This window comes from Kitasatospora sp. NBC_01539 (genome assembly GCF_045040525.1).
Taxonomy (GTDB): domain Bacteria; phylum Actinomycetota; class Actinomycetes; order Streptomycetales; family Streptomycetaceae; genus Kitasatospora.
In genome coordinates this window covers 4653708-4674639 of sequence record NZ_CP109390.1, presented here as the reverse complement: position 1 = coordinate 4674639, position 20932 = coordinate 4653708, and the positions used below count along the sequence as shown (strand labels likewise).

Sequence of the window (20932 nt, the reverse complement as noted above, 5' to 3'; positions counted from 1 at the left end):
AGCCATGTCCACTCTCACCGTGTCGTTCTCCGACCTGTCGAAGAACTCCAAGCGCGTCGCGGACACCGTCGAGCAGGCCCAGCGCGTTCACGTAACACGCCGTGACGGCGAGGACCTGTACCTGACCACGGAGCGTCACGACCGCCAGCGCGAGGAGACCGCCGACGTCACCGCACGGCTGTTTGCAGCGCTGATCACCAGTGACGAGGGTGTTCGCGCCGTTCTTCTCGCGCTCCCCGAGGTCTTCCCTTGGACCCGCCACCTGTCGGCCGAAGAGGTTCGAGAGTTCGTCGTCGACCTCGTGAACGCCACTCTCGACGTGGTGGAGCTGGACGTCCACGCCAACCTGCACAGAGTGATCGTCGAGTGGCGCGCCACAGCCCGGATCCTGGCGGATCCGGAACTGGCTGCACAGCTCACCGAGCCGCTTCCCGGCGACGACCACGGCGAGGTACCCGCACCATGAGCCCCAAGCGCGGCGACGACGTCCCACCGCCACCGATCGGCGACGAATGGCGACTGCGGTTCGCCACCGCCGAGGCGGCCAAGGGGTGGGGCGACCTCTGCTCCGAAGCTCCCGGGAACGCGCGACGCTGCTTCGAAGCCCTCCGCACCGACCCCATGTCCATGAGTGACCCGGATCGACAGCACAGGCTGCGGGGGTCTCTGGCGGCTCGCACCCTCGGAGGGAGCCAGCTGCCGCAATGGGAGTTCGAGGTGACCGCCGGCGGACGCGTGCGCTATCTCGTCGACGAGCCCGGCCGGACCGTCCATCTCGTCCATGCCTCGACTCGGCATCCCAAGGACACCGACAACTAGCCCACCGCGCAGTGGTCTCGGTTCTGGTCTCGTTCACCCCTGTCCGGCCAGATTCAGCCCTCCCCAACGGTTCGCTCCGCCGCAGGTCAAGACAGGCGTGAACCCCAGCGGACAGCGTTCCGGAGAATGGGAAAGCGTGTTGGGGGCAACCCCTCACGAGTTCGAATCCCGTATCCACCGCCCTCGCCCGCCAGTGCGGACGAAAGGCCCGGACCGCTTCACGTGGTCCGGGCCTTCGTCGTGTTCGAGACCCGAGCCGCAGTGGCTCGGGCCCTGTCCGCGGCTCGGCGGGTGACGTGCCGACGGCCGCGCTGCCGACGGGGGCCGCAGTCGTCCCGGATGTCGGCGCTGAAGGCGTCCCGCCCTCGGCAGGTGAGGGCGGGACGAGTCTTCTTCACGGCCGTCTCCAGGCCCGTTCGCGTCGGACGGACCGATTGCCCCGCGGGCGGGGCGGTCATCCGCTCTGGGCGGGCGTCTCCTTGATCCGGTCGACGACCGCACGCGTCATGACGGCCTGGGTGAACACCACCGTGCCGGGCTTGATCAGATCCTGCTCGCCGGAGCTTCCCTCGACCTGGACGGTGCGCTCGCCGAGAAGCACGAGGGTGTTGCTGTCGAAGATCCATTCGGTGCGCTGACCCGAGGTCTCGTCCAGGCGGGCGACCGCGACCCCGTGCCGACCGGCGGCGTCGACCGCGTCGTCCACCTTGACCACGCCGGGGATCTTCGCCGCGGTCTTGTAGAGCGCGACTGTCAGGTCGGCCGGCGGGTAGCTCTCGCGCAGCAGATCGCCGATGGTGGTGAAGGCTTCCTGGTCGGGGGTGCGGCCGTGGCCCCGGGTCTCCGTGTAGATCTTCCGCAGCAGCACGTCGGGGTCGGTGGGCAGAGCGGCGAGGTAGTTGTACGTGGGCGCGTTGAGGTACGCCTTCGGCATCTGGCCGGTCTCGGTGGGACCCGCCAGGGTGATGCCCTCGGGACCGGTGGTACCGGGCTCGATCAGCCAGCCCTCGGTGCCGTCCGGGGAGTTCCAGGTCCGGCGCAGGTGCAGCTCATCGCCGACCAGGGTGCTCTTGCCTTTCACGGTCCTCACGTGCGTGCCGGCCGACTTCGTACCGATGTAGATGAACTGGTTCTCCCGCACCTGCGACGGACCGGGGACGGCGGCGGCGGCCAGGGAGATGCGGTCCAGGAGCTGCGGGGCCCCCATGGGGTCCGCGGAACCGATCCGGGTGGTCAGCACCGGGCCGGTGGCGAGTCCGGGACCGTGGTCCGTGGCGTCCACGGTGTCGAGGAAGTGGACGCCGGTCGCGACCGCGCCGGCCAGGACGCAGGCTGCCGCGGGCAGGAGGATCGCGCGGCGCAGGAACGGGCTACGCGGCCTCGTGGTGCGGGTGGGCCGGGTGGGGGCGGCGTCGGCGGAGCGAAGGTCGTCGTGGATCCGGGTCATGAGGTGCTCCTTGTGGAACTGGTGGCGGCCCGCCGGCAGTTCCCGCTCCACGGGCGGCAGGAGGTGCTCGGTCTCCTCCCATTCGGCCGGGTGGGGCTGGGAAAGGTTGGCGTTCATCGGATTCCTTCCGGTGCGGGCCGGACCGCGTTCGCGCGGTCGCCATGTGTCTGTCGCGGGCGATCGGCGAGTTCCCGTCTGTTCCCCTTCAGTTCCGCGTCAGCGAGTTTGCGCAGCTTGGCGCGGGCTCGGGACAGCCGGGAGCGGACGGTGCCGACCGGGATCCCGAGGACCTGGGCGGCTTCGGCGTACTCCAAGTTCTCCGACAGGCACAGGAGGAGGACTTCGCGCTCGGGCCGCCGCAGCGTACTCAGCTGCGCCAGCGTGACCGCGATGCGCCGCCGGTCGTCGAGCCGACCGACCACCTCGTCGGCGTGGTCGGGTACGGGCGCCACCGCCGCGGCGGCGGCAGCGGCCGCGGCGCGGTACCGCCGATTGCTGCGGCAGTGATTGCGGGCGAGATTGGTGGCAACCCCCAGCAGCCACGGCCGGAGCGAGCCTCCATCGGGTTCCACCGTGCAGCGCAGCCGCCATGCCTCCATGAAGGCCGCCGACATGACGTCCTCCGCAACGGACCAGTCGCCGGTCAACCGGAAGGCATGGTTGTAGACGGTGCGGGCGTAGCTGTCGAACAGCTCCGCGAAGGCATCAGGGTCACCGGACCGCACCCGGGTTCGCATCTCTGTGGTCACTCCTGTCGGCTGTCCGGCATCCGGGGCGGGTTCCCGTGACGCGCGCCACAGTCAATCCGGCGGGTCTCCGGCCGCCCGTGCCCGAGGCTCTGCCGCCTGCAGACGATCACCACGGCAGCCCGCCAGGCCGCTTCCGGATGAGGACCACAGCGAGGTGCTCGCGCCATGAACCCGTGCACGGCGACGACGACGCCCCGCCACCGCTGATCGGTGACAAGTGGCGGCTCGTCAGGACCGGTCCGCCGGACGCACGATACGGGTAGGCCTCCTCGGCGCGTACGACCTGTCCGAGCGGTCCCGGCTCTGGGGGTGGGCCAATCCCAGACCGTGTCGCAGTGCGGTGGTGGCGGCCAGCGAGCGGATCGCCGAGTTCGGGCGCCGCAACGGGGTGCCCGAACTCCGGGACGCCGGCGTGGATCTGTCAGGCTTCGGCGATCCGCGCCAGGCCGCCGAAGCGATTGCCTTCGTCGAGGTGGGCGCACTCGGCGCCCCGGGCTGCATCGGTGGATCGGCCGGACCCGAGATCCGGGTTCACTTCGCCCCGGACGACCCTCGGATCCCGCACACGAAACTGGACTCGATTGACGCCAAGCCTGTGATCGACGTCCAGGTCGGGTGCCGGCCGGCCGAAGTCACCACCGCCGTGGAGCGGATCGAGGAGCTCGGCTTCGAACACCTGGGGCAGTCCGGTGTACCCGGACGTGAATACCTCCGCCGGCGCTCCGGGCAGCCCGCCAACGTCCACGTGGTCGAGCGGGGCGGCCACCTGTGGACCGACAACATCCTGTTCCGCGATCACCTGAGAACCCATCCCGACGTGGGCCGCACGCTACGTAGAGGCCGCCAAGAGTGACGCGGCGGTCTCAGTTCTGGTCTCATTCATGCCGGTCCGCCAGCTTCAACCAGCACCACGGGACCGGCTCCGCCCCAGGTCAGGACCAGCCCGAATCCACCTGAACGACGCCGAGGAGAATTGGAAAGCGTGTTGGGGGCAACCCCTCACGAGTTCGAATCTCGTATCCTCCGGACCCGACCGCACTGCGGTCGGGTCCTGCATCGTCGACCGTCTCACTTGCAGTCTCCACGGACCCTCATCGATGCCCTGCCTCCTGCCGGACTGTCGTGGAACTACGACGGTCAGACGGCCACGAGCCGCACGCGATCCCCGCAGAGCTTGGCCATGTCGTCGATGTCCGACGTCAGCAGGACGACCGGCCGCTGCTGCCGCAGCGCCATCTCAGCCACCGCCGCGTCGATCGCGTACTTGTGTCCGTGGAGACCCGCGGCGACCAGTATCGCGGAAGCTGCTCGGGCCTCCTCGTCTCCCACCTGCACGATCCGCAGCCCGGACAGAATCCAGCGGAGGCGAGCCTGGTCAGTGCGACTGTGCACGGCCTCGATGATGGTGAGAGCGCTGATCACCACCTCCATGCCCCGCTTCCGGGCCTCCGCGACCAGCGCAACGGCGGGCTCGTGGTCGCCGAGCAGCTTGGACAGGCCTTCGGAGTCGAGCACCAGGGTGCCCTCGTGACTCAGCTTGCGACGGGCCATCCGCCCTCCTCGGCGAACACCTCGTCGAAGACCTGACGGGCCCGGTCCTGCTCCGTCGCCGAGATCGACCCCTTCCGACGTTCATAGTCGGCCAGGTACTCGTCCAGGATCTGCCCGCGCAGCTCCCGCTCGACGGCCGCAGCGATGAATGCCGAGAACTCACGCTTGCCCACCCGTTGGCGGATCGCCTCGGCCGTACCTTCGGGCAGAGAAAGGCTGACCCTGGTGGCCGGCCCCTCGCCGATGCTGTAGGGCATCTCAGTCATGGGCACATATTATCAAAGAAGTAGGAATGTCAAGCCCTGCTCTCCGGGCGGTCTTGCTCCGGTTGCAGTCCTGGCTGCATTCACACCTGTCCGGCGCCGCCCGAAGCCCGGAGGGTCAGGAGCCACGCCGCAGGTCAGGACGCCTGTGCCTACCCGTGAACATCCGGACGGACAGCTGGAAAGCGTGTCGGGGGCAACCCCTCACGAGTTCGAGTCTCGTACCCTCCGCCTCGATCGAGGGCCCGGACCGCAACTGCGGTCCGGGCTCTCGTCGTTCTGCCGTGTCCTCGCCGCGCGGCGAGGACACGGCGGACAGGCAACAGGGGGGCAGGACAGTCGCAGCCCTGTCCGACTCGGGGGCGGCCGAGGAGTGCGGGGTCAGGCGGGCGTGTCTCCCGGAGCGGCGTCGGTGGTGCCGATGGCGTCGAACACGGCGGTGAGGGCTTCCGGGGGGAGGCCGAGTTCCTTTTCGGCGAAGCGGGCCATGGTGCGGCGGACATCGACCAGGCCGCGGTTGACGCCGAGAGTGACGTGGATGATCACACCGTCGAGGGCGGTGAGCAGTTGCCAGGCGACGGCGTCGGGGTCGTGCGGGGCGAACGAGCCGTCGGCCAGGCCGCGGGCGAGGAGTTCGGCGACGCGGGCGTGGCCGGCCCGCATGATCCGGTCGACGCTGTCCTTGACTGCGGGGCTGCGGTTGGAGCGGCACCAGGCATCGAGCCAGAGCCGGGCGTGCTGGTCCGGTTCGTCGGAGACCCAGGCCAGGAGCAGGGTGCGCAGGCTCTCCACCGCGCTGCCGGCTTCGTCGACGCGGGCGAAGACGGCTCGCAGGGCGGTGTCGGCGGCGTGGCCGAAGGCTTCGGCCTCCAGGGCTTCGACGCTGTCGAAGTAGTGGTGGACCAGCCCCCGGGTGCAGTCCGACGCCTCGGCCACGCTGCGGTACGTCACTTCTTCCAGCCCTTGGTCGAGCGCCACCTGCGCGGCCGCCCGAACGATCCGGTGGCGGCGTTCGGCGCGCGACAGGCGCTTGGTGCGGGGCTGGTCGACGGCGGTCATGGGTCACTTCTACGCGAGCGGGAGCAGCGGGGCAAGCTTCGGCGGCGATCTGTTGGCCTTGGGGCCAGTAGCCATTGACAGGCACTTTTCGGCCATGGTGCACTTCCTGCACTCCAGACTGTTGGCCTCTAAGCCAATAAAGCTGCCCCCACGAGTCAGGCGGAGACCATGGACTCCAGACACCCCCAGCACCCCGGCCTTCCCCGCGAGCTCACCCCGGAGGCCGAGGCCGAAGCCGTCCACGGCGGCAACCGGGCGGGCCGGATCGAGGTCCGCGGGATCGACCGCGTCCCCGACGCCGAGCGGCACGGCCGTCCACGTGATCTGTTCTGGGTGTGGTTCGCCGCGAACATCACCTATCTGTACTTCCTACTGGGCGGCTTCGTGCTGCTGACGGGCCTGAACCCGTGGCAGTCGATCGCGGTGGTCGTGGTCGGGAACCTCTACTGGGTGGGCGTGGGGGCACTGGCCGTCAGCGGCCCCGCATCGGGCACGCCCGGCGTGGTCGTCACGCGGGCGATGTTCGGGGTCCGCGGCAACCGCCCGCTGTCCGCCGGGATCGGCTGGCTGATCGCGGTGGCCTACGAGGCCGTCAACCTCGCGCTGGGGGCACTGGCCGGCTTCGCCCTGGCCGCGCACCTCGGGCTGCCGGTCTCCACACCGGTCAAGGTCACCGTCCTGCTGGTGATCGCCGCCGCGACGTTCGCCATCAGCGTCTACGGGCACGCGACGATCGTGCGGGTCAGCCCCTGGTTCACCGCGCTGCTCGCCGCCGCCATGGTCCTCCTGGCGGTGTTCGTGGTGGGCCACACCCGCACCGACTACGCACCGCCGCAGCCGCTGCACGGTACCTCGCTGCTCACCGCGCTCTGCCTGGGCGTGGCGCTGATCGCTGCCGTCCCCCTCTCCTGGGCCAACGGCGCCGACTACGCCCGCTACCTGCCGGCCACCACCTCGAAGCGCTCGGTCCTGCTCAACACCGCCCTCGGCGCGTTCGTCCCCGCGGTCCTGCTCGGTGTCCTGGGCGTGTTGGCCGGCACCAGCATCGACATGGCCGACCCGCAGGCCAACCTGGCCGCGATCGTGCCCGGTTGGTTCTACCCGGTGTTCCTGTTCGTCGTCGTCTTCAGCTCGCTGACCAACAACGTGCTGACCGCCTACTCCTCCGGGCTGTGCCTGCAGTCGGTGGGCATGCGCGCCAGTCGCTCCCGCACCGTCCTGATCGACGCCGTGCTCAGCGTCGGCATCGCCGGATACGCGCTGTTCGTCAGCGACTTCATCGACTCGCTCAACAACATCCTCGCGGTCACCGTCGTGGTCCTGGCCCCGTCGATGGCCCTGTACGTCACCGACATCGTGCTGCGCCGCAACCGCTACGACGGGGTGACCCTGCACGACGAGACGCCCACCAGCCGCCACTGGTACCGCGCCGGTTTCAACGTCGCAGGCACCGTCGCCTTCGCCCTCGGCACCGTCGCGTCGCTGCTGTGCGTCAACACCACCGTCTACCAGGGCCTGCTCTCCCGGGCGATGGGCGGCGCCGACCTGTCGTTCCTGTCCGGGCCGCTGCTCACCGCGGCCGTGTACGCGGTGCTGTGGCGCCGGAGCGAGCGGGGAGCCGACCGTGGCTGACATCCTTCTGACCCGGTCGGACCTGCCCGACCTCGCTCTGGGCTGCGCCGTGTTCGGCACCGGCGGGGGCGGCGACACCGCCGCCGACCTCCTGGCCGCCGACCACGCCCTCGCCGTCCACGGCGACGTCCCGCTGATCGGCTTCGCGGACCTGTCGCCCGATTCGCTGGTCCTGCCGCTGTCGATGATCGGCGCGCCCACCGCGGGCCTGGAGATGCTCGGCAGCGGCCGGGAAGCCGCCACGCTGCGCACCGAGGTCGAACGCGCCACCGGCCGGCCCGTCGACGCGGTGATGGCCCTGGAGATCGGCGGCGCCAACGGCCTCGCACCCGTCGGCTGGGCCGCCCAGCTCGGCCTGCCGCTGCTCGACGCGGACGGCATGGGCCGTGCCTTCCCCGAACTGCAGATGGTCTCCATGCACGTCATGGGCGTCCCCGCCGACACCGTCTTCATGGTCGACGCGCTGGGCAACACCGCGACCCTGCGCCCCGTCGACAGCGCCTGGTCCGAACGCTGGGCACGCGCCCTGTGCGTCGCCTCCGGCGCCTCCGCCCTCATCGCCGACTACCAACTCACCGGAAACGACGGCCACGCCGTCATCCACGGCTCCGTGTCCCGCGCGCTGCGCGTCGGCCGGCTGCTGCGCACCGCCGAACGCCCCGTCGACGCCCTGGTCGCCGAACTCGGCGCCACCCGCCTGGTCACCGGCACCGTCGAAGACGTGGTCCGCGACACCCGTGACGGCTTCGTCAAGGGCGCGCTGCACGTCCGGGGCCACGGCACCGACCAGGGGCGCAGCCTCACCGTGGACCTGCAGAACGAGAACCTGGTCGTCCGTGAGGAGGGGACGGTCCTCGCCGGTGTCCCCGACCTGATCGGTGTGCTGGACACCGAGACCGGTACCGCCATTCCGACCGAGGCACTGCGCTACGGACAGCGGGTCACCGTCCTGGCCTGGCCCTGCGACCCGCTGTGGCGCACCCCTCGCGGCCTGGAGACCGCCGGGCCGGCCGCCTTCGGCTACTCCCACCCCTATGTCCCGGTCGAGTCGACCGCCCCTGCCGCCCCCGCCGGCTCCGCCACCCCCGCCGTGCACGAGAGGCAGCCTGCCCGATGACCACCACCGGCCACCCCCGGGAGCACCTGCGCATCGGCATCGACGTCGGCGGCACCCACACCGACGCGGTCGCCCTCGACACGGACGACCGCATCCTCGCCCACACCAAGCAGCCCACCACCCCGGACGTCACCCGAGGCGTCCGCGCGGCCATCGACGCCGTCCTCCACCTGCTCGGGCCGGACGACGCCCGCCATGTGCGGCAGGTGATGCTCGGGACCACTCACGCGACCAACGCGGTCGTCGAACGCCGGAACCTGGCGCGCGTCGCCGTGATCCGGATCGGACGCCGGATCACCTCGGCCGTTCCCCCGCTCACCGCCTGGCCCGCCGACCTGCGCGACGCCGCCGTGGCCGGGACGGTGATGGTCGACGGCGGCTACCTCGTCGACGGGCACCAGGTCGCCCCGGTCGGCCGGGAGGAGGTCCGCCGCTTCCTCCACCAGGTCGCCGACCGGGCCCAGGCGGTCGCCGTCACCGGCACGTTCGCTCCGATGTACCCGGACCAGGAGCAGGTGGTCGCCGAACTCGTCCGCGCCGAGCTCGGCGCCGGGACCCCCGTCTCGCTCAGCCACGAACTCGGCTCGCTCAGCCTGCTGGAGCGCGAGAACGCGACCACGCTCAACGCCGCCCTCGGACCGGTCGGCGCCCAGGTCGCGGACGCACTCGACCAGGCCCTGCGCGCACACGGCCTGGACGTCGCCAGCTACCTCGCGCAGAGCGACGGCACCCTGATGGAGGCCGGCCACGCCAGACGCTTCCCCGTCCTGACCATCGGCTCGGGCCCCTCCAACTCCCTGCGCGGCGCCGCCCTGCTGACCGGACACCAGGACGCGATCGTCATCGACGTGGGCGGCACGACCACCGACCTCGGCGTCCTGGTCGACGGCTTCGCCCGCGAGAGCGCCGCCGGCAGCCTCATCGGCGGGGTCACCACCAGCCTCGCCATGCCCGACGTCCTGTCCCTCGGCTACGGCGGCGGCACCGTCATCCACCCGGACCGCGTCGGACCCGAATCGGTCGGCCACGCCATCCGCCGCCACGGGCTCGTCTTCGGCGGCACCACCCCCACCCTCACCGACGCTGCCGTGCACGCCGGACGCAGCGCCACCGGTACGCGCTCCCGTCTCCTGGACCGGCCCGCCGAACCGTTCCAACGGGCGATCACCGCCTTCGACGGCGACCTCGCCCACGCTGTCGCGCTGGTCTCCCACGGCCGCCGCGACCAGCCCGTCGTCGCTGTCGGCGGCGGCGCCGACCTCCTCCCTGGCACCATCGCCGGACGCACTGTCGAGCACCCCGGCCACGGCGGCGTCGCCAACGCGGCCGGCGCCGCCATCGCCCTGATCAGCGGCGAGTACGAAACCCTGATCCCCGCCGACTCCGGCCGCGGCGAAGCCCTCGCCCTCGCCCGCACCGAGGCCCTCACCCGCGCGACAGCCGCCGGAGCCGACCCCGAGCACACCACGGTCGTCCGCATCCGCGAAGTCCCCGTCAGCTACGCCGGACGCCCCGCCCTCCGCGTCACCGTCAAGGCCGCCGGACGTCTGCGCACGAGCCGGCCGTTCCCTCCCCGCCCGGAGAGCCCGCCGAGCGCCGCCTCCTGAGTCCGTCAGGGGCGGCCAGACCGTCCCGCCGACCTCGGCGAAGTGGTCCTGGTCCTGTCCAGCTCCGGCCGCCCCTGTTCATTCGAGGAGCATGCGTCCAATCCGTCGCAGGTCGGGAGGAGTGCGAACCCCGGCGGACGGGATTCGGGAGAATTGGAAAGCGTGTTGAGGGCAGCCCTGCACGACTTCGAATCTCGCATCCTCCGCCTCGATCGATGGCCCGGACAGCATCTGCGGTCCGGGCCTTCGTCGTCTCCGCGCCCCGATGCCAGCACCTTCCCCCTCCGGGCCGACCTGATCGCCCCGCCCCCTGCCGGGCGCTTGCCCATACACTTGACTATCTATACAGTCGAGTGTATGGATGCTGGATGGGAGATCGAGATCGAACCGGAAGTCCGGCACTGGCTGGACAACCTGTCCGACCGTGACTACCTCCAGGCGGAGCATGCCGCCGAGCGGCTGCTCGACGCCCCCACCACCCTCTCCGAGCCGTATGCTCGCCACCTTGGCGACGGCCTGCGCGAGCTGCGATTCATGCTCGGCCACGACAGTCAGGCAATTCGCCTGACCTACTGGCTCGCACCGGGCCGGAGAATCGTGCTCCTGACCGTCTTCCGCAAGACCAGGATGCGCGAGGACGCCGAGGTGGATCGCGCCAAACAGGCCAGGAAGACCTGCGAGAGCGAACGGCACACCGCACACGACGAGTTCAGCCGCACCATGACGAAGGGAGAAGCCCGATGAACCACACTCGCTGGAAGCTCGCCCGCGAACGCGCGATCACCGAAGGCCGGAACGAACCGCCCGAGGTCGAAGCCATGCGCACGGAAATCCGAATGGCCTTCGACCTCGGACAAGCGGTCTACGACCGCCGGACAGCACTGGGCATCTCCCAGACGGAACTCGCCAAGCGCGCCAACATGACCCAGCCCCAGATCTCGAAACTCGAGCTCGGCGGCACCGTCCCCACGCTGCCACTGCTGGCCCGCCTCGCCAAGGCGCTGGACGCGTCTCTGAACATCGCCCTGGACGGCGACACCTCCACCGTCGCCTTCACACCGCACGCGGCCTGAGCCCCTCCTGGTCCCAGTTCCGGTCTCATTCATCGGGCTTCGGGACTGTCCGACCCCCGCCGCGAAAACCAATCCATCGCAGGTCAGGACGCCTGCAGCCGTTTCCGGACAGCCGAACGAACAATTGGGAAGCGTGTTGGGGGGGCAACCCCTCACGAGAGATTGGGTGAGGCGGTGGAGGATCCACAGGCTGTCGGGGCGGGGAATCCTGAGCATGTCCCGCTGGGCGTCGGCCCGCGCCGTGCGGGCCGCCCACTGCGTTCCCGCTCCCACCACGGCCTTTCGGACGGCCTCGGCCCCGGCCTGACGGCCGCCGGCCGGTGGCGCAGGTTCGGCAAGGCCGGGCCCCGGGCGGCTCCGGCGGCCACCGCGTGCCGGATGATGGAGGCAGCGGAGATGAGGGGCGCGCAGTGACAGACAGTGAATCGATCGGGTCCGGGTCGGAGACCGCCGTGGATACCGCCGGGCCCGAGGCCGGGGCGGTACCTGCACCGAGTGCCGCGACCCCGGGCGCTGCAACCGCGGGCGCCGCGGCCCAGGGTGGGAGGGCAGGGCGTCGGCGGTCCATGGGCCGGCGGCTGACCGTGGCCGTCCTCGTCCTCGTGGTCCTGTGCCTCCCGCCCTGGTGGACGTTGTTCGCCTCCGGTGCCGACTGGCCGCTCCCGGTCGTCCTGGCCGGTACGGCCGTCCTCGCCGCCTGGGTGGTCTCCTTCCCCTTCCTGATGGTCGCGGGCCACGGGCCGCGACGGGTCGACCGGGCCGCGCGCGTCGCGGACACCAGCCTCGGCATGATCTGGGTGCTCTTCACCTGGTCGTTGCTGGGCGGCTCGGTGAACCTCGTGCTGATCGGGCTCGGCGTCGGCGGCGCCGACCGGGCCAGGACCGTCGCGGTGTCCGTCGCCGTGGTCTCGGTCGGACTGCTGGCCTGGGGACATGTCGAGGCCATGCGCGTGCCCCGGGTGAAGCGGCTGGACGTCCACCTCCCGCGGCTCGGCGGCGGCCTGGACGGGACCCGTGTCGTCGTGCTGGCCGACACCCACTACGGGCCGATCGACCGGGCGGCTTGGTCGGCGCGGGTCGCCGAGGCGGTCAACGCGCTCGACGCGGACGTCGTGGTCCACGCCGGCGACATCGCCGACGGCACCCCCGGCCAGCGCCGGGAGCAGTCCGCGCCGCTCGGGACGATCCGGTCGCGGCTGGTCAAGGTCTACGTCACGGGGAACCACGAGTACTCCGGGGAGGCCCAGGGCTGGCTGGACCGCATGGCGGAACTCGGCTGGGAACCACTGCACAACCGCCATGTCGTGGTGGAGCGCGGTGGCGACGCCCTCGTACTCGCGGGCGTGGACGACGTGACCGCGGAGTCCTCCGGCCTGGCCGGACACCGCGCGAACCTGAACGGCGCGCTGGCGGGGGCCGACCCGGCCAGCCCGGTCCTGCTGGTCGCCCACCAGCCCAAGTACGTCCCGCAGGCCGCTGCCGCCGGCATCGACCTGCAGATCTCCGGGCACACCCACGGCGGCCAGATCTGGCCGTTCAACTTCCTCGTCCGGATCGACCAGCCGGTGGTGCACGGCCTGAGCCGGCACGGGGAGCGGACCCAGCTCTACACCAGCCGGGGCACGGGCTTCTGGGGGCCGCCCTTCCGGGTCTTCGCACCGAGCGAGATCACGGTGCTCACGCTGCGGTCGGACGCCACGCCGGCAACCGCGTAGCGCGCCGGACCGCCACGGACCGTACGAGCGCCGCGGACCGTACGAACGCGGTGGACGCCGACGCCGTCCACCGCGGGCCGGCGCCCGGGTCGGGACCTGCGTTCCGGCACGCCGGCGGACCGGCACGCAGGAGGCGGCAGGGCTCACCCCATGCTCTTGGCGCCGTCCAGGGACTCGCGGATGATGTCGGCGTGGCCGGCGTGCTGGGCGGTCTCGGCGACGATGTGCATCAGCACGCGGCGGGCCGACCACTCCGCGCCGGCCTCGAACCACGGGGCCTTCGGCAGCGGCTGGGTGGCGCCGAGGTCGGGCAGGGCGGTGACCAGGTCGTCGGTCCGGCGGGCGGCCTCCTCGTAGTCGGCCAGTACACCGGCGAGCGTCTCGCCGGGCAGCAGCCGGAACTCGTCGGCGCGACGGGCGAAGTCCTCCTCGGTCATGGCGGCGAAGTCCGGCATCGACGACGGGCCGTCCAGGATGAAGTCGGCCCAGGCCCGCTCCACCGAGGTGACGTGCTTGACGAGGCCGCCCAGACAGAGCGCGCTGGCGGTGGTCCGCAGCGCGGCCTGCTCGTCGGTGAGGTCACGGGTGGTGAAGCGGAGGAAGTGGCGCTGCTTGGCCAGGGCCACCAGCAGGTCGGCGCGCTCGCCGGTCGCCGTCCGCGCGTCGGTGCTCGGCGCGTCGGCCGTCTGCGCGTCGGCGGTCTGTGCGTCGGTGCTCGGTGCGTCGGTGGTCGACTCGTTGACGGTCAGGGTCTCGCTCATGGTCTCCGCCTTCGTGGTTCTTGCTCCGTCGGACAAGTCCACGCTACGAGGCATAGCGGTCACTTTCCGGCCTGAATTCCCGGGATGATCGAGCCATGGCGAACACCAGCAACCGCACGCTGCGACTGCTCTCCCTGCTCCAGACGCACCGGTACTGGCCGGGCGACGAGCTGGCCGACCGGCTGGGCGTCTCGGTCCGCACCCTGCGCCGCGACATCGACCGGCTCCGCGAGCTGGGCTACCCGGTCGAGGCGCAGCGCGGTGTCGCCGGCGGCTACCAGCTCGCCGCGGGCGCGGTGCTTCCGCCGCTGGTGATCGACGACGAGGAGGCGGTGGCGCTCGCGGTCGGTCTGCAGGCCGCCGCGGAGGGCCCGGTGGAGGGCATCGCGGAGGCCTCGGTCCGGGTGCTGGCCAAGGTGGTGCAGGTGATGCCGCCGCGGTTGCGGCGCCGGGTCGACGCGCTGCGGGCGATGACCGTGCGCACCGACTGGGGCGGGTCGGCCGGCTCGGGGGTCGATCCGGACGAGCTGACGGTGGTGGCGCTGGCCTGCCGGGACGCCGAGCAGCTCCGCTTCTCCTACACGGCTGCCGACGGGCGCCACGCGGATCGGCACGTCGAACCGCACCGGCTGGTCTGCCTCGGCCGCCGCTGGTACCTGGTCGCGTACGACCTCGGACGGCACGACTGGCGCACGTTCCGGCTCGACCGGCTCGCCGTGCCGCAGGGTGTCGGCATACGGTTCGGATCGCGCGCCCTGCCTGCCGCCGATGCCGCCGCCTTCGTGCGCGCCGGGCTCACGACCATGCCCCGGCCGTACCGGGTGGAGGCCGTGGTGGACGCCCCGGCCGCCACCGTGCGAGGGCGGATCGGCCGGTGGAGCACGGTCGAGGAGGTCGACGCGGGGAGCTGCCGGGTCCGGATGACCGCAGACTCCCTGGACTGGCCGATGATGGCGCTCGGCTCGGTCCGTGCGGACTTCCACGTCGTCGGGCCGCCCGAGCTGCTCGACCGGATCGGCGAGTGGGGCGACCGGTTCCTCCGGGCGGCCCGGGAGGTCCGGGAGGCCCGGGAGGCCCGGGAGGCCCGGGAGGCCCGGGAGGCCCGGGGGTAGTCGAGGGCGTCGCCGCCCGCGGCGGGCGGGCCCCCGCCGTCGGGGCCGTCCGCCCGCGGGCGCGTGTCCGGGATCACAGGACGGTTCGCCGGGTGGACGAAATGCCACGGCGGCCGGAACGGTTGGCACTCACGCACTCAATGCACGTGCACATATCGTCCGTACCTGCGAGGACCACCCATGACCGTCACTGCATCTCCCGCCTCCCGCGCGGCCGCTCTCCTGTCCCGGCCCGTCGCGCTGAACGGCCTGACCGTGCCCAACCGCATCGCGATGGCCCCGATGACACGCATGTTCTCCCCCGGCGGTGTGCCCGGTGAGGACGTGCGGTCGTACTACGCCCGTCGCGCCGCCGCGGGCGTGGGCCTGATCGTCACCGAGGGGACGTACGTCGGCCACGAGTCGGCCGGGCAGAGCGACCGCGTGCCGCGGTTCCACGGCGAGGAGCAGCTGGCGGGGTGGTCGCGGGTCGCCGAGGCCGTGCACGCGGCGGGCGGCACGATCGTGCCGCAGCTGTGGCACATCGGCATGGTGCGCAAGCAGGGCGAGCCGCCGTTCGCCGACGCCCCGGCCGTCGGCCCCTCCGGCATCCGCGTCGACGGCACCGAGGGCACCGGCAGGGCGATGACCCGGCGCGACCTCGACGACGTCATCGGCGCGTTCGCCGAGGCCGCGGCGGCCGCCGAGCGCATCGGCTTCGACGGGGTGGAGCTGCACGGCGCCCACGGCTACCTCCTCGACCAGTTCCTGTGGGCCGGGACGAACCGCCGCACCGACGCCTACGGTGGCGACCCGGTGGCCCGCACGAGGTTCGCGGCCGAGATCGTGGCCGCGGTCCGCGCGGTGGTCTCGCCCGGCTTCCCGGTGATCCTCCGCTACTCGCAGTGGAAGCAGGAGGCGTACGACTCGCGCCTCGCCGACACACCGGAGGAGCTGGCGGCGATCCTGACGCCACTCGCCGAGGCCGGCGTCGACGCCTTCCACGCCTCCACCCGCCGCTACTGGCTGCCGGAGTTCGAGGGTTCCGACCTGAACCTCGCCGGCTGGACCAGGAAGCTCACGGACCGGCCCACCATCACCGTCGGCTCGGTCGGCCTCGACGGCGACTTCATCCGCGGTTTCATGGGCGAGGGCGCGCCCGTCCGGGCCATCGACAACCTCCTCGACCGTCTGGAGCGCGACGAGTTCGACATGGTCGCGGTGGGCCGTGCCCTGCTGCAGGACCCGGAGTGGGCGGCGAAGGTGCTGGGCGGCCGCCTCGACGAGCTGAAGCCGTACGACGCGGCCGCGCTGCGGACCCTGAGCTAGGCGCACCCGGCCCGGCCACCGCGCACCGCTGGTGCCGCCGGCTGCGCACGCGGCAGGCCGGTGCACACGCGGCAGGCCGGGGAGACCCGGCCGCGGGAGGCGGTCGGGGCCCTCCCCCGCGTCCCCGCCCGGGCGGTCACGCGGGCGGGAGGGCGCGGCAGAGTGCCTCCAGGGCGGCGCCGTACGCGTGGTCGGGCGGGGTGGCGTAGCCCACGACGAGGCCGTCGGGCGCCGGCCCGGCGGCCTGCGGGTGCCGGAAGGCGCCGAGGCCGTCGAGGGCGAGCCCCTGCCAGGCGGCGGCCTTGAGGGCCGCGGCCTCGGTGCCGGCCGGGAGGCGCAGCACGGCGTGCAGGCCTGCGGCGATGCCGGTGACGCGGATGTGCGGGGCGTGCTCGGCGAGGGCGGCGACGAGCCGGTCGCGGCGGTGGCGGTAGCGCTGCCGCATCCGGCGGACGTGCCGGTCGTACCGGCCGGAGGTGACGAGTTCGGCCAGGGTGAGCTGGTCCAGGGTGCCGGCCCAGGCTTCGCGTTCGCCCTTGACGGCCAGGACGGGGTCGACGAGGTGCTCGGGCAGGACCATCCAGCCGAGGCGGAGCGCCGGCGAGAGGCTCTTGCTGACCGATCCGAGGTGGACGACCCGCTCGGCGTCCAACCCCTGGACGGCGCCGACGGGTTCGCGGTCGTAGCGGAACTCGCCGTCGTAGTCGTCCTCCAGGAGCAGGCCGCCCCGGGTGCGGGCCCAGTCGACGGCGGCGGCACGGCGGTCGGAGTGCAGGGGGCCGCCGGTGGGGAACTGGTGCGCCGGGGTGAGGAGTGCGGCCCGGACGGCCTGGTGGTCGGCCAACTCCTCGGTACGGGCGCCGCGTTCGTCGACGGTCAGCGGCACGCCGGTGACGCCGGCCTGCGCCAGCAGGTCGCGGTGGAAGCCGAGGCCGTACGCCTCGACGGCCAGCGGGCCGCGCAGCACGCCCCGGCCCGATCCCCCGGTGCCGCCGAACAACAGCCTCAGGGCGTGGGCGAATCCGGAGCAGACGACGATGCGGTCGGGCGTCGTGCGCACCCCGCGGACCCGTGCCAGGTACGCGGCGAGGGCTTGGCGGAGTTCGATGCGGCCCTGCGGATCGCCGGGCCCGAACGCGTCGTTGGGGGCGGAGCCGACGGCTCGGCGGGCGGCGGCGAGCCAGTCCGTGCGGGGGAAGGAGGCGGCGTCCGGCTGTCCCTGCCGCAGGTCGTGCAGCGGCCCCGGCCTGCGGGCGGGCGCCTTGACCGGCACCCGGACGGGTTTCGGCGGGGCGGCCCGGTCGGCGACGCGGGTGCCGGATCCCTGGCGGGCGGTGAGCCGGCCCTCGGCGACGAGTTCGGCGTAGGCGGAGGCGACGGTGTTGCGGGCGATGCCGAGGTCGGCGGCGAGCGAACGGTAGGGCGGCAGTCGGGTGCCGGGGGCGAGGCGGCCGTCGCTCACCGCCTCGCGCAGCGCCCGGGTGAGGGCGGCCTGGCGGCTGCCCGGCCCGGCGACGGCCAGGTGGAGGTCGAGGCCGATGCGCTCGGCCGAATTGACCCATGATTCCGGCATGGAAGCGCACTCTACCGGGGGTCTTTCCGGGCCTAGATTCGTGGTCATGACGAACACCGGCGCCACCACAGCCACCGCCCGCCTGAACTTCGCCAAGGCCGCCCCGAAGGCGTTCCGGGCCCTGATCGGGTTCGACGCCGCGGCCCGCGAGGGTCTCGACCCGGCCCTCGTCGAGCTCGTCCAGATCCGCGCGTCCCAGCTCAACGGCTGCGCCTACTGCCTGCACATGCACACCTCGGACGCCCGCAAGGCCGGTGAGAGCGAGGAGCGGCTGCACATGGTGTCCGTCTGGAAGGACGCCGCGCACTTCTTCACCGAGCAGGAGCAGGCCGCGCTCGCGCTCACCGAGGCGGTCACCCTCGTGGGGCAGGCGGGCGTGCCCGACGCCGTCTACGGCCCGGCCGCGGCGCGGTTCACCGAGGAGGAGCTGGCCCGGCTGCTGGCCCTGATCTTCACGATCAACACCTGGAACCGCATCGCGCTGAGCACGGCGAAGGTGCCCGGCACCGACGAGCGCACGGCGCACTGACCGGGCGCCGAACGGCGATCGGCCCCTCACTCGGGCTCAGGCCCTCAGGTGCCCGAGCACGGAGCGGACGGCCTGCCCGACCGCGTGCCGCGCCGCCTCGGTGTGGTCGACCGTCTCGAAGCCGTGATGCCCCAGCGGCACGTCGACGACCTCCACGTCGGCACGGCTGTCCACGGCCGCGGCGAGGAACGCCTCGACGGTGGCCGCGATCTCGGCGTGCTCCAGTTCCACGCGGGTCAGCACGATCGGCAGCCCCTGCGCGCCGGCGACCGCCTCCACCGGGCGGAACCGGGGCTCCACCATCCCCCAGCCCGGCAGCGGCGCGAGCACCGGGTACGTCGCCGCCACGCAGCGCAGCCACGGCGGGGGCGCCGAGAGCCAGTCGGCGGTCAGGAGGCCGCCGCCGGAGAGGAACCAGAGCGCGATCCGCTGCCCGTCGACGCGCGGGTCGGCACGGACGAGTTCGACCGCGTCGGCGACGTCCCGGGCGGCGCGGGCGTAGTCGGTGAGCGCGTGCAGCCGGTGGTCGACCGTCGCGCCGACCACGCCGAGGCCGGCGGCGTACCGGGCGTAGCCGACGAGGGTCGGCCAGTCGCGCGGGGTGGGCCGTGCGTCGGCGGGGACGGGGCCGCCGTGCACGAACACCACCGCGGGGCGCGGCCCGTCGGCGTCCGGCAGGTGGAGGTCGACCCGGCCGGTGCGCTCGCGCGGCCGTTCGGGGGTGTCCAGGAGGAACGGCCGCAGGTGGGCGGGCCGTTCGTCCGCGGCCGCGGTCAGCCGGTGTCCCCCGCCGGCCGCGGCGCGCAGCAGCACCTCGGCGAGCTCGTCCGGCGCGGAGAGCATCGGCCAGTGTCCGGTGGGGAGTTCGAAGAACCCGACCCGGGGGTCGGCGAGCGCCCGGTACTGCGGCGGGCCGGACGCCACCAGCGCCTCGACGAAGGCGAGGCTCATCCCGCCCGCGGTGCAGAGCACGCCGCTGGTCGGCAGGGCGGCGGCTGCGCCGGTGAGCCGGAGCGGCCGGGTGAGGGTGCCTGCGGGCTGGGGAGCGGCGAGGCGGGCCAGCCGGTCCAGCGCGTCCGCGGTGAGGCCGTCGGTGCTGCCGGTGCGGTGCCAGCCGTCGGCCGGTGGCGGGGGTACGGACGAATCGCCCGGCGCCCGGTCCCGGGCCAGCCGCTCGTGGACGGTCGGGTCGGGCACCAGGGCGAGGGCCGTGTCGCCGTCCTGCGGCAGGCCGGCGTCCAGGTGGACGATCCGGGCGATGCGCCCGGGACGCCGGTCGGCGGCGCCCAGCACCGGGTGGATGCCGTAGCCGTGGCCGACGATCACCACCTCCGGTGCGTCGACGTGGTCGACGAGCTGCACCAGGTCCTCGATGTGGGTGTCCAGGTCGGTGCCGGGCCCGGCCAGGTGGCGGCGGTCCCCCATCCCGGTGAGCGTGGCCGGGTGCACCTCGGCTCCCGACTCCCGCAGGCGGGCCGCCACGTCCCGCCAGACCCAGCCTCCGGTGTAGCCGTCCGACACCAGGACGAATGCCGTCATGACCGTCTCCTCCTCGCACACCTCGGCTCCGCGGTGCGGGCCTCGCAGCCCGTCCGCGCTCCTGGGTACGGTAGGAACTCCCCCTGAGGGAGGTTCAAGCCGTGGTCTCCGACGACCTGTGGAGCATCGGGGAGCTCGCCGGCCAGGCGGGCGTCACCGTCAAGACCGTCCGTTTCTACTCCGACCGCGGCCTGCTGCCCGAGGCGGCCCGGAGTTACGGCGGGCACCGCCGGTACGGCCCTCCGGCGCTCGACCGGCTGCGTCTGATCCGCTCGCTCCGCTCGCTCGACCTGCCGGTGCCGGAGATCGGCCGGATCCTCGCCGCCGGGGAGTCCTCCGCCGGTGCGCTGGAGGACGCCGTGGCCGGGCAGCTGCGGGAGGTCGGTTCGCAGCTCGCCGCGCTCCGCTGGCGGGAGGCCGCCCTGCAGCTGGTCCGCGACGCCGCACCCGAGGAGCGGCCCGGTCTGCTGCGTCTGGTCGGGGCCGTCCCGACGCCGCCCGGCTCGGACGCGCTGGCCCGGTTCTGGCGCCGGGCGCTCCCGGTGCGGCTTCCGGCCCCGCTGCTCTCCGCGATCCTGGAGGCGGCCGTCCCGCAGCCTCCCGCCGACCCGACCCCGGCCCAGGTGCTGGCCTTCGCCCGGCTGCACGTCCTGGTGGGCGGCGTGCGGTTCGGCAAGGAGGAGTGCCGTCCCGCGTCCCGCATGCCGGACGACGGGTTCCGCCCGGCGGTCCTGTACGCGGGCCTCGGCGAGGCGTACGCGCTGGCCTCCGACGACCTGCGGGGGCAGCGGCCGCCGCAGGAGGGCGGCTCGCTGGACTGCTTCGTCGCCGCCCACGCGCAGGCGCGGGGCGCGCGGGACACCCCGGCGTTCCGCCGCGGGCTGGCGGGCATGCTCGCGCAGACCGCGGACCCGGTCGTCGAACGCTACTGGGACCTCACCGGGGAGCTCGTCTCGCCGCCGTCCGGCCCGGCGGAGCCGACCCTGGGCTCCGCGCACACCTGGCTGTACGCCGCCCTGAAGACCCAGGTCAGGGCCGCCGCGCGCTGACCCGGCGCACCGCGTGCACCGTCGGCCGG

General features: G+C 73.0%; 21 protein-coding genes and 1 tRNA gene. 14 read left to right on the top strand and 8 right to left on the bottom strand.

The window, feature by feature from the left end:
• Positions 1 to 4: 4 nt before the first annotated feature.
• Both OG335_RS20245 and OG335_RS20240 read left to right on the top strand, forming a co-directional pair.
• Positions 5 to 466, top strand: coding sequence for a prevent-host-death family protein (locus tag OG335_RS20245; protein WP_405012531.1), 462 nt, complete (start codon positions 5 to 7; stop codon positions 464 to 466).
• Entirely contained in the window at positions 463 to 819 is a 357-nt protein-coding gene (locus OG335_RS20240) for a hypothetical protein (protein ID WP_405012530.1), read from the top strand. Before OG335_RS20245 ends, OG335_RS20240 begins: the two co-directional genes overlap by 4 nt.
• Before the next feature lie 454 nt (positions 820 to 1273).
• On the opposite strand, the gene OG335_RS20235 is transcribed toward OG335_RS20240, so the two are convergent.
• On the bottom strand, positions 1274 to 2383 hold the full coding sequence (locus OG335_RS20235; protein ID WP_405012529.1) for a CU044_5270 family protein: 1110 nt from the start codon (positions 2381 to 2383) through the stop codon (positions 1274 to 1276).
• Positions 2380 to 3003, bottom strand: a complete 624-nt coding sequence (locus OG335_RS20230) for an RNA polymerase sigma factor (RefSeq protein WP_405012528.1) — start codon at positions 3001 to 3003, stop codon at positions 2380 to 2382. Before OG335_RS20230 ends, OG335_RS20235 begins: the two co-directional genes overlap by 4 nt.
• Positions 3004 to 3232: 229 nt before the next feature.
• Here OG335_RS20230 and OG335_RS20225 point away from each other — a divergent pair, with 229 nt between their 5' ends.
• A complete protein-coding gene (locus tag OG335_RS20225) occupies positions 3233 to 3868 on the top strand; it encodes a GrpB family protein (RefSeq protein WP_405012527.1) in 636 nt (211 codons plus the stop codon).
• Between the two features lie 284 nt (positions 3869 to 4152).
• On the opposite strand, the gene OG335_RS20220 is transcribed toward OG335_RS20225, so the two are convergent.
• The gene (locus tag OG335_RS20220) at positions 4153 to 4566 is read right to left on the bottom strand and encodes a PIN domain-containing protein (RefSeq protein WP_405012526.1); all 414 of its coding nucleotides are present in this window, start codon (positions 4564 to 4566) and stop codon (positions 4153 to 4155) included.
• Positions 4548 to 4832: a hypothetical protein gene (locus OG335_RS20215; RefSeq protein WP_405012525.1), complete on the bottom strand. Its 285-nt coding sequence runs from the start codon at positions 4830 to 4832 to the stop codon at positions 4548 to 4550. The genes OG335_RS20220 and OG335_RS20215 overlap by 19 nt, the downstream gene beginning before the upstream one ends.
• Positions 4833 to 4941: 109 nt before the next feature.
• Here OG335_RS20215 and OG335_RS20210 point away from each other — a divergent pair.
• Positions 4942 to 5060, top strand: a tRNA-OTHER gene (locus OG335_RS20210).
• 150 nt (positions 5061 to 5210) lie between these two features.
• Here the strand turns inward: OG335_RS20210 and OG335_RS20205 are convergent.
• The gene (locus OG335_RS20205; RefSeq protein WP_405012524.1) at positions 5211 to 5888 is read right to left on the bottom strand and encodes a TetR/AcrR family transcriptional regulator; all 678 of its coding nucleotides are present in this window, start codon (positions 5886 to 5888) and stop codon (positions 5211 to 5213) included.
• A 168-nt stretch (positions 5889 to 6056) separates the two neighbouring features.
• Between OG335_RS20205 and OG335_RS20200 the strand changes: the two genes are divergently transcribed.
• The 6 genes from OG335_RS20200 (at position 6057) to OG335_RS20175 (ending at position 13032) form a co-directional block, all read left to right on the top strand.
• Positions 6057 to 7520: a purine-cytosine permease family protein gene (locus tag OG335_RS20200; RefSeq protein ID WP_405012523.1), complete on the top strand. Its 1464-nt coding sequence runs from the start codon at positions 6057 to 6059 to the stop codon at positions 7518 to 7520.
• Positions 7513 to 8637: a DUF917 domain-containing protein gene (locus tag OG335_RS20195; protein WP_405012522.1), complete on the top strand. Its 1125-nt coding sequence runs from the start codon at positions 7513 to 7515 to the stop codon at positions 8635 to 8637. The genes OG335_RS20200 and OG335_RS20195 overlap by 8 nt, the downstream gene beginning before the upstream one ends.
• The gene (locus OG335_RS20190; protein ID WP_405012521.1) at positions 8634 to 10244 is read left to right on the top strand and encodes a hydantoinase/oxoprolinase N-terminal domain-containing protein; all 1611 of its coding nucleotides are present in this window, start codon (positions 8634 to 8636) and stop codon (positions 10242 to 10244) included. Before OG335_RS20195 ends, OG335_RS20190 begins: the two co-directional genes overlap by 4 nt.
• Positions 10245 to 10601: 357 nt before the next feature.
• Entirely contained in the window at positions 10602 to 10988 is a 387-nt protein-coding gene (locus OG335_RS20185) for a type II toxin-antitoxin system RelE/ParE family toxin (protein ID WP_405012520.1), read from the top strand.
• The gene (locus OG335_RS20180; RefSeq protein ID WP_405012519.1) at positions 10985 to 11317 is read left to right on the top strand and encodes a helix-turn-helix domain-containing protein; all 333 of its coding nucleotides are present in this window, start codon (positions 10985 to 10987) and stop codon (positions 11315 to 11317) included. Before OG335_RS20185 ends, OG335_RS20180 begins: the two co-directional genes overlap by 4 nt.
• Positions 11318 to 11883: 566 nt before the next feature.
• The gene (locus tag OG335_RS20175) at positions 11884 to 13032 is read left to right on the top strand and encodes a metallophosphoesterase (protein WP_405012518.1); all 1149 of its coding nucleotides are present in this window, start codon (positions 11884 to 11886) and stop codon (positions 13030 to 13032) included.
• Positions 13033 to 13175: 143 nt separating this feature from the next.
• Here the strand turns inward: OG335_RS20175 and OG335_RS20170 are convergent, their stop codons facing one another.
• A complete protein-coding gene (locus tag OG335_RS20170) occupies positions 13176 to 13793 on the bottom strand; it encodes a DinB family protein (protein WP_405012517.1) in 618 nt (205 codons plus the stop codon).
• A 95-nt stretch (positions 13794 to 13888) separates the two neighbouring features.
• Here OG335_RS20170 and OG335_RS20165 point away from each other — a divergent pair, with 95 nt between their 5' ends.
• Both OG335_RS20165 and OG335_RS20160 read left to right on the top strand, forming a co-directional pair.
• Positions 13889 to 14905 carry a helix-turn-helix transcriptional regulator gene (locus OG335_RS20165; protein ID WP_405012516.1) on the top strand — a complete coding sequence of 339 codons (1017 nt, stop codon included), beginning with the start codon at positions 13889 to 13891 and terminating at the stop codon, positions 14903 to 14905.
• A gap of 180 nt (positions 14906 to 15085) precedes the next feature.
• Positions 15086 to 16213 (top strand): NADH:flavin oxidoreductase, encoded by a 1128-nt coding sequence (locus tag OG335_RS20160; RefSeq protein ID WP_405012515.1) that lies wholly within the window; start codon positions 15086 to 15088, stop codon positions 16211 to 16213.
• A 136-nt stretch (positions 16214 to 16349) separates the two neighbouring features.
• On the opposite strand, the gene OG335_RS20155 is transcribed toward OG335_RS20160, so the two are convergent.
• On the bottom strand, positions 16350 to 17786 hold the full coding sequence (locus OG335_RS20155) for a PLP-dependent aminotransferase family protein (protein WP_405012514.1): 1437 nt from the start codon (positions 17784 to 17786) through the stop codon (positions 16350 to 16352).
• 46 nt (positions 17787 to 17832) lie between these two features.
• Here OG335_RS20155 and OG335_RS20150 point away from each other — a divergent pair, with 46 nt between their 5' ends.
• A complete protein-coding gene (locus OG335_RS20150) occupies positions 17833 to 18315 on the top strand; it encodes a carboxymuconolactone decarboxylase family protein (protein WP_405012513.1) in 483 nt (160 codons plus the stop codon).
• Between the two features lie 36 nt (positions 18316 to 18351).
• Here OG335_RS20150 and OG335_RS20145 read toward each other — a convergent pair whose 3' ends face one another.
• Positions 18352 to 19854, bottom strand: coding sequence for an alpha/beta hydrolase (locus OG335_RS20145; RefSeq protein WP_405012512.1), 1503 nt, complete (start codon positions 19852 to 19854; stop codon positions 18352 to 18354).
• 101 nt (positions 19855 to 19955) lie between these two features.
• On the opposite strand from OG335_RS20145, the gene OG335_RS20140 reads away from it, so the two are divergent.
• Positions 19956 to 20903, top strand: coding sequence for a MerR family transcriptional regulator (locus tag OG335_RS20140; protein ID WP_405012511.1), 948 nt, complete (start codon positions 19956 to 19958; stop codon positions 20901 to 20903).
• Positions 20904 to 20932: the final 29 nt, after the last annotated feature.